This is a genomic window from Micromonospora sp. NPDC049257, assembly GCF_040678915.1.
Taxonomy (GTDB): domain Bacteria; phylum Actinomycetota; class Actinomycetes; order Mycobacteriales; family Micromonosporaceae; genus Micromonospora; species Micromonospora antibiotica.
Window position 1 is genome coordinate 80,005 of the sequence record NZ_JBFAQU010000006.1, and the last position, 13,045, is coordinate 93,049.

The following is a 13,045-nucleotide window of genomic DNA, read 5'->3' on the forward strand; positions in this document are numbered from 1 at the left end:
AGTTCCGGGCGGTCCTGCCGTTCCGGGCGGTCCTGCCGTTCCGGGCGGTCCTGCCGTTCCGGGCGGTCCTGCCGTTCCGGGCGGTCCTGCCGTTCCGGGCGGTCCTGCCGTTCCCGGCGGTCCTGTTATCCAGACCGCAGAACCCCTTGCCCGACTTCACCCCCACCCAGCCCCGCCCCTCACCCGGATCAGCCCTCCGGGTTCCGCTTCCCGCGCTGATCAAGAGGAATACGTCAGTTGGATCTCTAGGAATGACCTGAACCTCTTGATCAACACGGCGGGCTGGCTGCGGGGGCGCGGGGGTGGGGGTGGGGGTCTGGGGTGGGCGGGTGGGTGGGGGGGTCAGATGACCTGGAGGGTGGTGCAGAGCCAGCTGCCTCGGCGGTGTTCCAGGCGGAGCGCCATCGCCCAGGTCCGACCACCTGCGGCGACCACCACAGCCACCTCGACAGCTGCCGCGTGCGGCTCGAACACCCGCAGCCGGCGCAGGTGGACGGCGGGACGGGTGGAGCGCCGACGCACCGGCGGGGTACGCGATGAGGCGCGGGCGAGTTGTTCGCTCACCTCGGCGGTGTGCCCCGGCTCGACCAGTGCCCGGATCTGGCCGGGCGGCCGGTAACCGTTGAGGATTTCCAGGCAGGTGCCGACGAACCGGTGGGCCGCACGGGTCGCCTCGGGGGTGGCGGTGGCGGGCGGGGGCAGTGCCGGGGTGGCCGGATGCCCGGGGTGGGGTCGGGGGTCGGGCCGTCGGCCGGCCGGGCGACCGACGGGCGGCTGCCCGGTGCCGAACAGGTCGAGGGCGAGTTGGCCGGGCGGTCGGGGCCACAGATCCGGCACCTCGTCGACGTAGGGCGGGTCGGCGATGGGGGCGGGGCGCAACCGGATCGGTGGTCGGGTCGGCCCCGGACGGCGGGAGTCGGCCATCGCTGCACCCTCAATCCCTGCGTTTGCCTTCGTTTGCTTTCGACAGCGTCGATTGTCGACCACGGCAACGCCCAGGGTCAATGGCTCAGGGGGACGGGGCGATCACTCCGGGTCGCGGTCGGTGAGCGGGTTGCCGCGTACCCACTCGGCGGTCTCGGCGTACTTGAGCTGGATGTATTCCTCAAGCCGGGCGCGCTCCACCCGCCACTGACCCCGCCCGCCGATCTTGATGGCGGGCAGTTCGCCGCTGCGTACCATGTGATAGACCTGCGAATCTGAGACGTTCAGCTCGGCGGCCACGTCGGAGAGCAGGAGAAACCTCGGCTCCACGGAAACCCCTCGGCTTGACGTCGTTCGGATCAGTTTGCCACCGACAGCCTTCCCCGCCCAGCACCGGACCGTCCGCCCGGTGCGGCGTCTTCCACCGCAGCGGTGTGCGGTGTATGACGGTCTCGGCCGTCGGGTCCGCGCCCGTACCGCCCGTACGGCATGATCGGCGTTCGGGCGGGCGGTGCGGCCACGGTCCCGGGGGACGCGGCGAAACAGCCGGCACGGCAACGAGCGGGGGAGACGATGGCGGGCGACGAGCTGGTCCGGGTGTACGTGCCGGCGACCGTGCCGATGCTGGCCCTGCTGCGCGAGCGGGGACTGCCGGTCAGCGACGGGCACGCGGTCACCCCCACCCTGCGCGAGTGGTACGCCGAGGGCGACGAGGAGGAGTTGGAGTACGTCGCCTTCACCCGGGCCGCCCAGGACGCCCTGCAACTGTTGCGGGAGGACCCGGCCGCACCCCGACGGCGGGTGGTGGTCTCAGTCGACCTGCCCGGTGCCGCCGTCGGCCGGGGTGACGGCGAGCTGGGCTCCAGCGTGGTGGAGCTGGACGGACCGGTGCCGGCGTCGGCCGTGGCCGCGCTGCACGTGGACGGGGACGAAGCGGTCGAGGACGTCACCGCCGCCGTCGACGTGGTGCACGAAGCGCTCGCCGGCGACCCGGACGCCCAGTTCACCGTCGACGGGGCCGAGGACCACGAGTTGGAGTGGTACGCCCCCTCCGAGTGGGAGTTGCTGCTGCGTACCGCCTCCTGACCCGGGTCAGTCCTCGACGGTCTCGGGGTCGTCGTCGCGGTGGGTCGGGCCGAGGGTGCGGCCGAAGAGAACCACCGAGGTCAACGCGCCCACGAAGAGCACCCAGATGCCGTTGTCGATCCGGGAGGTGCCCATGCTGGTCTGGGCCACCGCGTCCGCCTCGCTGAGCGCGCCGGCCAGATCCAGCAGGGTCCGGCCGCCGATCCGGATGATCACCTCGGTGAGCAGCAGGAGCAGACCCGGACCGGCTCCGGCGAGCAGGTAGGCGGGCCAGCGTGGAGCAGGGGCGTCGGGGGCGCGGCGGACGGCCCGGCGGCGGGCCCAGCTGAGGTAGCCGAAGGCGAGCAGCCCGGCCAACAGTCCGCCGAGCAGCGACTCGGTGCGGGAGACCCACTTCGCGGCGCCGACCAGGGACGCCTGCGAGTCGTCCGCACCGAACAGGTCGAACAGCGGGTCGCGGGCCTGGCTGAACAGCACGACGAAGAGCAGGGTGCCGAGGGCGGCGGCGACCACCGCGCCGACCGGTGCCGGGGTACGCGCCCCGGCGATCGCCCCGCCGATGATGGCCGCCGCCGCGCTGGTGCCGGCGATGGTGTTGGTGGTGGCGTTGTCGGCGTAGGTCAGGTTGACGGCCAGGGCGGTGCCCAGCCCGACCAGCATGCCGGCCCCGAGCGCCGCCGCGAAGCGCAGTGCGGCGCGGTCGCCGAGCCGGCGGGCGGCCAGTTCGCTCGCGGCCAGCGCGACGGCCGTCCCGGCGACCAGCGCGGCGGAGATCACCCCGGGTAGGGCGAAGGCGGAGAGGGTGATCGCGGTGAGGCCGACCGCCGCCGAGTGGATCGCTTCCCGGGTGGACCACAGCATCGCGGCCAGCCATCCGAGCGCGAGCACCGCCAGCAGGGGCGTGCCCGGGGCGTACCCCGCCGGTGCGGTGTGGGTCTCCCCGCCGCCCTGCCCGGTGTCGACCGTCCGTGTGGACGCCGCCGTGGAGCTGCCGGGCTGCTTGCTCATCGTCTCCCCTTCGACACCGCGCCACCCCGGCACCGGGAGGGCCTCTGATCGCTCGAACCAGCGTACGCGGGCTGACGGTGCGGTCCCTGGCTGGGCGCGGACCGTCCCCACGCCCGGCCGGGCAGCCGGAGGGGGCGGGTGGCATGGGCGGTGCGGCTGCGGTCTGCCCGTAGCGCCGCCGGCCCGCGCCGGTCCGCCCGGCCGGGCCCGCGTCGGTCCGACGGCGGCTGCCCTCCCGGTGCCGCCGCCGTCGGACCGCCCTGTCTTTCTGCTGATCGACGGGGGCTGTTTGATACGAATCGTCGCCCTGAAGGTGTCGTGGCCTCGCGATCATCGGTGCGGGGCGGGCGGGGCGTGGTTCCGTCGGGGTCGGCGTGGGAGAATCCCCGGAGGTCCCGCCACCGCGCCAGGCACGCCGCGCGGTGTCCGGTGTCCGGCCGTCCGGTCGGTGCCCGCGGGGCCGATTTCGCCGCCGCTGTCGAGATCGCCCAGGAGCTGTGATGGACGCCGTGTTCTCCGTACCCGAGCCGCACAACGAGCCGGTACGCACCTACGAGCCGGGCAGCGCCGACCGGGAGCGGCTGCAACGGCGGCTGACCGAGCTGGCCGCCGAGCGGATCGACCTGCCGATGACCATCGCCGGTGAGCAGCGGATGGCCGGTGGCGACCCGATCGACGTGGTGCAGCCGCACCGGCACGCGCACGTGCTCGGGGTCACCGGTCACGCCACCCACGACGACGCCCGCGCCGCCGTACGGGCCGCCAAGGACGCCGCGCCGATGTGGCGGGCGTTGCCGTTCGAGGAGCGGGCCGCGGTCTTCCTGCGCGCCGCCGAGCTGCTGGCCGGCCCGTGGCGGGACACCCTCAACGCGGCCACCATGCTCGGCCAGTCCAAGACCGCCGTGCAGGCGGAGATCGATGCGGCCTGCGAGTTCATCGACTTCCTCCGGTTCAACGTGCACTTCGCCCGGGAGTTGCTGGCGGCCCAGCCGAACTCGTCGCCGGGGGTGTGGAACCGGTTCGACCACCGCCCGCTGGAGGGCTTCGTCTACGCGGTGACCCCGTTCAACTTCACCGCGATCGCCGGCAACCTGCCGTCCGCGCCGGCCCTGCTCGGCAACACCGTGGTCTGGAAGCCGGGCCCCACCCAGCAGTTCGCGGCGCACTTCACCATGCGGCTGTTCGAGGCGGCCGGCCTGCCCCCCGGCGTGATCAACATGGTCACCGGGCGGGGCGAGGAGGTCTCCGACGTGGTGCTCGCCGACCCGGACCTGGCCGGCATCCACTTCACCGGCTCCACCAGGGTCTTCCAGCAGCTGTGGCGCACGGTCGGCGAGAACATCGCCGCCTACCGGGGCTACCCCCGGCTGGTCGGCGAGACCGGCGGCAAGGACTTCGTCGTCGCGCACCCCAGCGCCGACGTCGACGCCCTGCACACCGCGCTGATCCGGGGCGCCTACGAATACCAGGGCCAGAAGTGCTCGGCCGCCTCGCGGGCGTACGTCCCCCGGTCGCTGTGGTCCGGTGGGCTGCGGGACCGGCTGGCCGCCACCGCCGACGCGTTGACCTACGGCGACGTGACCGACTTCGCCAACTTCGGCGGCGCGGTGATCGACGCCCGCGCGTTCGCCAGGCACACCGCCGCGCTGGACCTGATCGCCGGGGACGACAGCTGCCGGGTGCTGGCCGGGGGCACCGCCGACGACTCGGTCGGGTGGTTCGTCCGCCCGACGCTGTTCGAGTGCACCGACCTGGCCCACGAGACGTTCACCACCGAATACTTCGGGCCGATCCTCGGCGTGCACGTCTTCGACGACGCCAACTTCGACGACGTGGTCACCCAGGCCGAGTCCATCGCCCCGTACGCCCTGACCGGGTCGATCTTCGCCACCGACCGCCGGGTGGTCGACGCGGTGGCCGAGAAGATGCGGTACGCGGCCGGCAACTTCTACATCAACGACAAGCCGACCGGGGCGGTGGTCGGGCAGCAGCCCTTCGGCGGAGCCCGGGCCAGCGGCACCAACGACAAGGCCGGGTCGTGGCACAACCTGGTGCGCTGGATGTCGCCCCGGACGATCAAGGAGACGTTCGTGGCGCCGACCGACCACACGTACCCGCACATGGGGTGAACCGGCGACGACCGGCGGTGGCGGGTGATCCGGCCGCCGCCGGTCGGGGTCGTCCCGGGCGCGGGCGGCGCGGGACGGCCACCGCGCCGGCCACCACGGTCGGTGCGCCCCAGGTCACCGCCGATGGTGCGGGCCAGTGGGCGGTCGGGGGCGGTCCTGGGAGCACTGTCGTCCGCCGACAGTGCACATTGGAAATCCTCCCGGGTGGCAAATCCGGAAATCCTGGACGCCGGGACGGCAAAGTGGCAGCTTAGAGGGCATGGCGGATTCCGGAGTCAACCCCACTGCGGCGGCCCTGCTGGGGTTGTTGCATGAGGGCCCGATGACAGGCGGCCAGCTGATGGCCGCCGCTGAGCGCCGACTGGCGCCGTACTGGTCGATGACACGCAGTCAGGTCTACCGTGAGTTGCCGGTCCTGGCGGAGCGTGGTTTCGTGCGGCTGGGCAAGCCCGGGCCGCGGATGAGTCAACCCTACGCGATCACGGCGGCGGGGAAGCGGACCTTCTCCCGATGGCTGGCGGAGAATCCCGGTCGGGACACCATCCGCAACCCGATCGCCCTGCGGATCGCGTTCGGCAACCTGCACTCGGCCAGCCAGCTCAAGAACCTCTACACCTCGGCCAACGAATACCACACCGAGGCCCTCGCGTACGTCCGGGAGCAGGTCAAGACCGCCAAGAAGGAGGGCGACGAGTACGACGCCAGTGCGCTGGAGTTCGCCGTCGCCTACCACAAGGCGGCGCTGTCCTGGCTCAAGACCGCCCCGGTCGGCTGATCATCGGCCCTGGTAGGTGGTGTGACGTGAGCGGACCGCCGCACGCACAGTACCCTTGTCTGTCGTGACCGCTGCCGATTACGCCGAACAGCTCAAGGAACTCGACGCGACCCTGCGCAACATCGAGGCGGTGCTCGACCTCGACCGCCTGCGGGAGGAGAAGGCCCGGCTGGAGGAGCAGGCGTCCGCGCCGGATCTCTGGGACGACCAGGCCAAGGCGCAGCAGGTGACCTCGCAGTTGTCGTACGTCAACGGCGAGATCAGCAAGCTGGGCAGCCTGCGGTCCGGCCTCGACGACGCGCGGGTGCTGCTGGAGTTGGCCGAGGACGAGGCCGACTCCGGGGTGCTGGGCGAGGTCGAGTCGGAGATCGCCACGCTGACCAAGGCCATCCAGGAGATGGAGGTCCGCACCCTGCTCTCCGGCGAGTACGACTCCCGGGAGGCGCTGGTCGCCATCCGGGCGGGCGCCGGTGGGGTGGACGCGGCCGACTTCGCCGAGATGCTGCTGCGGATGTACCTGCGGTGGGCGGAGCGGCACGGCTACCCGACGGAGGTCTACGAGACCTCGTACGCGGAAGAGGCCGGCCTGAAGTCCGCCACGTTCACCGTCAAGGTGCCGTACGCCTACGGCACGCTCAGCGTCGAGTCGGGCACCCACCGGCTGGTCCGGATCAGCCCGTTCGACAACCAGGGCCGCCGGCAGACCAGCTTCGCCGGGGTCGAGGTGCTGCCGGTCACCGAGCAGACCGACCACATCGACATCCCGGAGAACGAGATCCGGGTGGACGTCTACCGGTCGTCCGGGCCGGGTGGGCAGAGCGTCAACACCACCGACTCGGCGGTGCGGTTGACCCACATCCCCACCGGCATCGTGGTGACCTGCCAGAACGAGAAGTCCCAGCTGCAGAACAAGGCCTCCGCGATGCGGGTGCTCCAGTCCCGGCTGCTGGAGCGCAAGCGGCAGGAGGAGGAGGCGAAGCTGGCCGGCCTGAAGTCCGGCAGCACCAGCTCCTGGGGCGACCAGATGCGCTCGTACGTGCTGCACCCCTATCAGATGGTGAAGGATCTCCGAACCGAGCAGGAGACCGGCAATCCGTCGTCGGTCTTCGACGGGGAGTTGGACAGCTTCCTCGAGGCGGGTATCCGCTGGCGCAAGCAGCAGCAGCTCGCCAACGACGCTGCGTGATCGATCGTGAACGGGGCGCGTCGTCGATTCCGGGTTGACCGGGCGAATCGATGACGCGCCCCGCTTCGGCGGGGCGTGCCACTTGGCTCTGCGGTTACACCGCGTAGACTCACGACCCGTGATTCAGCTTGAGCAAGTGACGAAGACGTACCCGAAGGCGTCCCGGCCTTCGCTCGACAACGTGTCCGTCTCGATCGAGAAGGGCGAGTTCGTCTTCTTCATCGGGCCATCAGGCTCCGGCAAGTCCACGATCATCAAGATGCTGCTGCACGAGGTCGCCCCCAACAAGGGCCGGGTCGTCGTCAACGGCAAGGACGTCACCTCGATGCGGTCCTGGAAGCGACCCCACTTCCGGCGCTCCATCGGCTGCGTCTTCCAGGACTTCCGGCTGCTGCCGAACCGCACCGCCTACGAGAACGTGGCGTTCGCCCTGGAGGTGATCGGCAAGACCAAGGCGGTGGCCCGCCGGGTCGTGCCCGAGGTGCTGGAGTTGGTCGGGCTCGGTGGCAAGGAGCACCGGTACCCGCACGAACTCTCCGGCGGTGAGCAGCAGCGGGTCGCGGTCGCCAGGGCGTTCGTGAACCGTCCGCTGATCCTGCTGGCGGACGAGCCGACCGGAAACCTGGACCCGGACACCTCGATCGAGATCATGCGTTTGCTGGACCGGATCAACCGCACCGGCACGACCGTCGTGATGGTCACGCACGACTCCAACATCGTGAACCAGATGCGCCGTCGCGTCGTCGAGATCGAGAGTGGCCGCATCGTGCGCGACCAGGCCCGCGGCGTCTACGGGTGAGCCGGCGCTCCACCCCTGCCGTACGACCTGACGACGAACACCTCACGCCGGAGAGCCGGAGGAACACCCGATGCGGATAAAGTACGTCCTGTCCGAGGTACTGGTCGGACTGTGGCGCAACGTCACGATGACGATCGCGATGATCATCACGATGGCGGTCTCGCTGACCATGCTCGGCGCCAGCGGCCTGATGTACAAACAGGTCGGCGACATGAAGGACCTCTACTACAAGAACGTCGAAGTCTCGATCTTCTTGAAGACCGACGTCACCGAGCAGCAGCGCACCGACCTCGACGCCAAGTTGAAGGGCGACCCCCTGGTCAAGGAGGTCCTCTACGTCAACAAGGACGAGGCGTACAAGACGTTCAAGGAGATGTACCAGGACGCGCCCGACCTGGTGAACGTCGTGAAGCCCGACCTGCTCCCCGAGTCGTTCCGGCTGAAGCTGGTCAACCCGGAGCAGTACAAGAACATCTACGACCAGTACCAGGGCACCGAGGGTGTCGACGTGATCGTCGACCAGAGCCGGCTGCTGGACAAGATCTTCAACGTGCTCACCGCCATCCAGAACATCGCGCTGGCCGCCGCAGTGGTGATGGCCATCGCCGCGTTGCTGCTGGTGGCGAACACCATCCAGGTGGCCGCGTACAGCAAGCGGCGTGAGGTCGCGGTCATGAAGCTGGTCGGTGCGTCGAACTGGTTCATCCAGGCGCCGTTCGTGCTGGAGGCGGTGGTCGCCGGCCTGATCGGCTCGCTGCTGGGCCTGATCGCGCTGATCGGCGCCAAACAGCTGCTGTTCAGCGGTTCGTTGAAGGCGCTCGAGGGGCTGCTCTCGCCGATCCAGTGGTCGGACATCTTCCTGATGTTCCCGCTGATGGCCGGCGTCGGTGGCCTGATCAGCGCCGCCACCGCCTGGGTCACGCTCCGCTTCTACCTGCGGGTCTAATCGCGGCAGGGGTCGACGTGCGGGCCCTCCCGCGCCGGGAAGAAACGGCGCGGGAGGGCCCTTGTCATTCGGGTAGCATGATCCCCGCTCACCGACCGGCCGGTCGGTGAGCGCACACGGAAGGGGGTGCGCCGGATGCCACGGGAAAAGGGCCGCAAGGTGGTCGCCTCCAACAAGAAGGCCCGCCACGACTACGCCATCCTCGACACGTACGAGGCGGGCATGGCGCTGACCGGCACCGAGGTCAAGTCGCTGCGCGCCGGGCGGGCCTCGCTGGTCGACGCCTTCGCCCAGGAACGCGACGGCGAGCTGTTCCTGCACGGCATGCACATCCCGGAGTACACCCAGGGCACCTGGACCAACCACGAGCCCCGGCGTACCCGCAAGCTGCTGCTCAAGCGGTTGGAGATCGACAAGTTGATCGGCAAGACCCGTGAGGGTGGCCTGACCATGGTCCCGTTGCAGGTCTACTTCTCCGACGGCTGGGCCAAGGTCGAGATCGCCCTGGCCAAGGGCAAGAAGTCGTACGACAAGCGGCAGGACCTCGCCAAGCGGGACGCCGACCGGGAGATCGCCCGGGTGTCGGGCCGGCGCGGCAAGGGAATGGACGACTGATTCATCCTGTTTGCCCGGCTCGGCACGCTGGGCCGGGCCTCGGGATGAAACCCGTTGCGGTAGGCGTTAGTCTGGACAGTGCCGCCACATCGGTGGCCCGTCGAGGGGGTGACTGGTTTCGACTTCGTACGCAGCGACAGGGGAAGCGAGCCGAGGAAGCCGACGTCGTCTCGAGAATCGGTCGTCGGAAACTTATAAGCGCCAAGCAAAATCGCGCTGACTTCGCTCTCGCCGCCTGAGGCGAGTAGTGAGTCTGTCGGCCTGGGAACGCCTTCGTCCCAGTTAGCCGGCATCAGTTAGGAGGCTGGCCAACCGGACCCGGTCGCGGGGTCCGTGCGGCGAGATCAATCAGCGACTGGGCCCGTCACACCAACTTGCTCGCGTGAGCGGTGGGGCCGAGTAGAGGCATAGCGAGCTGCGCTCGGAGAAGCCCTGACAAACCGGCGAAGGACCCGGGTTCGATTCCCGGCACCTCCACCACACGATGCGCCCCGGTCCCCAGGACCGGGGCGCATCGCCCTTCCCACCCGGCCCTCCCCCTCCCCCCTCCCGCGCTCCCCGCGCGTCCCGCGCTCTCCCCCGCGCGTCCCGGTCGCGTTGATCAAGAAGTTTGCGTCATTTTTGGAGATCAACTTGACCTGAACCTCTTGATCAACGGGGGGCAGGGCGGGGTGGGGGGAGAGGGCGGAGGGAGGGGGCGGGGGGAGGGTGGGAACCGGGGGCGGGGGTGGAGCGTCACAGGGGGTATGCGGCGACTTGTTGTGGTGGGGTGGGGGCTCGTGGTGGCGGTGGCGGGCGGGTGTGCGCCGGTAGGGTCGGTGCCGGTGGGGTCGGTGCCGGGTGGGGCCGGTGGGGCGGTCGGGGGTGATCCGGGGCGGCACCGGGAGGCGTTCGACGAGCGGGCCGCCGAGGTCGCGGGGGCGTGGCGGCCCGGGTCCGACTGGTCGAGTGGATACCTGCCGTTGCAGGACGCCACGGTGCTCACCGGTCAACCCGGCTTCACCGCCGACACCGAGATGGCCTTCCGTTCCGGTTGGTACCGCGACCAGATCCCGATGCCGACCGAGGTGCCCGCCGACGCGGCGATCCGCTTCCCGGACGGCGCACTGACCGTCCCGCTGATCAGCGCGGCCGAGGCGTACCGGCAACTGGACCAGGGGGACCCGCCACCGTGCGACGGGCGGCCCCGGGTGCCCCGGGCCGCCGCCCCGACGGCCGGCACCAGGCCGGACGATTCGGTCTCCACGCAGGCGGCCACAGCCTGCATCCCACTCACCGTCACCGGCGTGACGCTCGGCGAGGCCGAGGTACGCACCAGTCGGGGCGTCGCCGCCGTGCCAGCCTGGTTGTTCACCGTGGCCGAGTTGACCGCCCCGGTTGCCCGCCTCGCGGTAACGGCCCGGGCGGTCGGCGCCGTGCCCGAGCCGGCTGCCCCGACCCGGCCCCTTCCGGGCGGCGTGGCCGGTGCCGATCGACTCCAACGCGTCGATCACGCCCGGTTGACGTACACGGTGAGCATGGGCGCCTGCGACACCGGGCCCACCGCGCTGGTGTGGGAGAGCGACGGCGTGGTGGTGGTCGGCGGCGGAGTGGTCCAAGGCACCGGGGAGTGCGTCGACCTCGCGGTGCTCAAACCGGTCACCGTGACCTTGACGGCCCCCCTCGGCACCCGCCCGGTCCTCGACGTGGCAACCGGCCGCCTCCTCACCCTCACCCCCTAACCCCTCCTCTCCCCGTCCACCCCCACCCAGCTGGGTTGATCAAGAGGTTTGGGTCAAGTTGATCTCTGGAAATGACGCAAACCTCTTGATCAACGCGGGCGGGAGCGGGGTGCGGGTGGGGGCGGGGTGCGGGTGGGGGCGGGGTGTGGGTGGGTGGGAAGGTGGGCGGGCGGGGGGTCAGAGGAGTTTGGGAGGGGTGGGGTCGATCGGGGTGGACAGGAGGGTGGGGGTGTCGGCGTGGAGGGCTTCGGTCAGGGCGGGCGCGAGGTCGGGCAGGGCGTCGATGACGCGGGTGGCGCAGCCGTAACCGCGGGCGATGGCGGTGAGGTCCAGGCCCGGCAGGTCCAGCCCGGGCACGCCGGGAGTGGACTTCAACTCGGCGAACGCCTTGAGGATCGCGTACTGCTGGTTCACCGGGACCAGCACGACCACCGGCAGCCGTAGTCGCGCGGCGGTCCACAGTGCCTGCACCGAGTAGTGGAAGGAGCCGTCCCCGATCACCGCGACCACCGGCCGGCCCCGCCCGGTGTCCCGTTCGGCGAGGGCGATGCCGACGGCGGCCGGCAGCCCGTAGCCGAGCCCGCCGCTGGCCATGGTGAAGTACGACGCCGGGCGGGTCACCGGGAGCCGGCGTCGCAGCGCCGCCAGGTTGGACGGTGACTCCTGCACCAGTACCCCGTCCGTGGGCCAGCAGGCGGCCAGGGCGGCGAAGAGCGCGTCCGCGTCGGGCGGGTCACCGGGTTGTGGTGGTGACGGGGCGGGGCGGGGCTCGGGTGGGGGACGGTCGGCCGCCGGCAGCAGGTCCAGCAGCGCGGCCAGGGTCAGCCCGGCGTCACCGAGCAGGCTGTCGCCGACGGGGGCGCGGGCCGCCTCGTCCGCGTCGTCGGTGACGTGCAGCAGCCGCGCCCCGGGCGGCAGGTGGTCACCGGGCAGGTGCGGGTAGTAGCGGAACACCGGCGCACCGACCACCAGCACCACGTCGTGCCCGGTGAGTTTCTCGGCCAGCGGGGCGATCGCGTACGGCAGCACCCCCCGGTAGTGCGGGTGGTGCTCCGGGAAGGCGGCCCGCTCCGGTGCCGGCGCGGACCAGACCGGCGCGGCGAGCCGCTCCGCCACCGCCACCGCCACCGGCCAGCCGGCGGCCCGGTCCACCGCCGCACCGAGCACCAACACCGGGTTGCGGCTGGCCGCCAGCAACGCGGCGAACTCCCGCAGCCGACGCGGGTCGGGGGCGAACCGGGTGGCCACCGTGCGCACCGGCGGCGGCGGGTCCGCCGGCTGCTGCCAGTCGTCCAGCGGCAGGGAGAGGTAGACCGGGCCGGCCGGGGGTTGGGCCGCCGTGGCGTACGCCCGCATGAACGCCGCCGGTACGTCCTGCGCCCGCGTCGGCTCGTGGCTCCACTTCACGTACGGCTGGGGCAGTTCGGTGGGGCGTCGGCTGGCCAGCCGGGGCTCCAGCAGCAGCATCTCCCGGCTCTGCTGCCCGGCGGTGACGATCAGCGGGGTCCGGTTGTGCCACGCGGTGACGAGATTGCCCATGGCGTTGCCGGTGCCCGGGGCGGTGTGCAGGTTGACGTGCGCCGGTCGGCCGGTGGCCTGGGCGTACCCGTCGGCCATCGCCACCGCCGACGCCTCGTGCAGGGCGTGCACGTAGTGGAAGTCGGCTGGGAAGTCCTGGAGGAAGGGCTCCTCGGTCGAGCCGGGGTTGCCGAAGACCGTGGTTAGGTCGAGGGCCCGGAGCAGGTCGTAGGTGGTCTCCCGGACGGTCGCCATCGCCCCCGCCTCCGTGTCCCCGGCCCGTGCCGCTGCCCGCCGGGGCCGATGGTCTGCCGCCGACCTGCCGAATCTATCGGGTG

At 71.2% G+C, this 13,045-nt stretch carries 13 protein-coding genes and 1 other RNA gene; 10 read left to right on the forward strand and 4 right to left on the reverse strand.

What is annotated here, in order from left to right:
* On the forward strand, positions 1 to 260 hold a 260-nt coding region (locus AB0K25_RS12135; RefSeq protein ID WP_363819992.1), incomplete at its 5' end, for a hypothetical protein.
* Between the two features lie 82 nt (positions 261 to 342).
* Here AB0K25_RS12135 and AB0K25_RS12140 read toward each other — a convergent pair.
* Both AB0K25_RS12140 and AB0K25_RS12145 read right to left on the reverse strand, forming a co-directional pair.
* The gene (locus AB0K25_RS12140) at positions 343 to 924 is read right to left on the reverse strand and encodes an Rv3235 family protein (protein ID WP_219467466.1); all 582 of its coding nucleotides are present in this window, start codon (positions 922 to 924) and stop codon (positions 343 to 345) included.
* Positions 925 to 1,026: 102 nt separating this feature from the next.
* Positions 1,027 to 1,254: a helix-turn-helix domain-containing protein gene (locus AB0K25_RS12145; protein WP_067306191.1), complete on the reverse strand. Its 228-nt coding sequence runs from the start codon at positions 1,252 to 1,254 to the stop codon at positions 1,027 to 1,029.
* Positions 1,255 to 1,497: 243 nt separating this feature from the next.
* On the opposite strand from AB0K25_RS12145, the gene AB0K25_RS12150 reads away from it, so the two are divergent.
* A complete protein-coding gene (locus tag AB0K25_RS12150) occupies positions 1,498 to 2,010 on the forward strand; it encodes a hypothetical protein (protein WP_208570343.1) in 513 nt (170 codons plus the stop codon).
* 6 nt (positions 2,011 to 2,016) lie between these two features.
* On the opposite strand, the gene AB0K25_RS12155 is transcribed toward AB0K25_RS12150, so the two are convergent.
* Positions 2,017 to 3,018 (reverse strand): hypothetical protein, encoded by a 1,002-nt coding sequence (locus AB0K25_RS12155; protein WP_219467468.1) that lies wholly within the window; start codon positions 3,016 to 3,018, stop codon positions 2,017 to 2,019.
* Positions 3,019 to 3,518: 500 nt separating this feature from the next.
* On the opposite strand from AB0K25_RS12155, the gene pruA reads away from it, so the two are divergent.
* The 8 genes from pruA (at position 3,519) to AB0K25_RS12195 (ending at position 11,189) form a co-directional block, all read left to right on the forward strand.
* The gene (gene pruA / locus AB0K25_RS12160; RefSeq protein WP_219467470.1) at positions 3,519 to 5,147 is read left to right on the forward strand and encodes an L-glutamate gamma-semialdehyde dehydrogenase; all 1,629 of its coding nucleotides are present in this window, start codon (positions 3,519 to 3,521) and stop codon (positions 5,145 to 5,147) included.
* Positions 5,148 to 5,406: 259 nt separating this feature from the next.
* Entirely contained in the window at positions 5,407 to 5,922 is a 516-nt protein-coding gene (locus tag AB0K25_RS12165) for a PadR family transcriptional regulator (protein ID WP_145918036.1), read from the forward strand.
* A 64-nt stretch (positions 5,923 to 5,986) separates the two neighbouring features.
* Complete coding sequence (prfB, locus tag AB0K25_RS12170) at positions 5,987 to 7,108, forward strand: peptide chain release factor 2 (protein ID WP_204927319.1); 1,122 nt, start codon at positions 5,987 to 5,989, stop codon at positions 7,106 to 7,108.
* Positions 7,109 to 7,226: 118 nt separating this feature from the next.
* Complete coding sequence (ftsE, locus tag AB0K25_RS12175; RefSeq protein ID WP_030331491.1) at positions 7,227 to 7,907, forward strand: cell division ATP-binding protein FtsE; 681 nt, start codon at positions 7,227 to 7,229, stop codon at positions 7,905 to 7,907.
* 70 nt (positions 7,908 to 7,977) lie between these two features.
* Positions 7,978 to 8,853, forward strand: a complete 876-nt coding sequence (gene ftsX, locus AB0K25_RS12180) for a permease-like cell division protein FtsX (protein ID WP_208570347.1) — start codon at positions 7,978 to 7,980, stop codon at positions 8,851 to 8,853.
* Positions 8,854 to 8,988: 135 nt separating this feature from the next.
* On the forward strand, positions 8,989 to 9,468 hold the full coding sequence (gene smpB, locus AB0K25_RS12185) for an SsrA-binding protein SmpB (protein WP_208570348.1): 480 nt from the start codon (positions 8,989 to 8,991) through the stop codon (positions 9,466 to 9,468).
* 104 nt (positions 9,469 to 9,572) lie between these two features.
* Positions 9,573 to 9,948: a transfer-messenger RNA gene (gene ssrA, locus AB0K25_RS12190) on the forward strand.
* 266 nt (positions 9,949 to 10,214) lie between these two features.
* Positions 10,215 to 11,189, forward strand: coding sequence for a hypothetical protein (locus tag AB0K25_RS12195; protein ID WP_357534832.1), 975 nt, complete (start codon positions 10,215 to 10,217; stop codon positions 11,187 to 11,189).
* 177 nt (positions 11,190 to 11,366) lie between these two features.
* Here AB0K25_RS12195 and mdlC read toward each other — a convergent pair whose 3' ends face one another.
* Positions 11,367 to 12,962, reverse strand: a complete 1,596-nt coding sequence (gene mdlC / locus AB0K25_RS12200) for a benzoylformate decarboxylase (protein ID WP_219467473.1) — start codon at positions 12,960 to 12,962, stop codon at positions 11,367 to 11,369.
* Positions 12,963 to 13,045 lie beyond the last annotated feature (83 nt).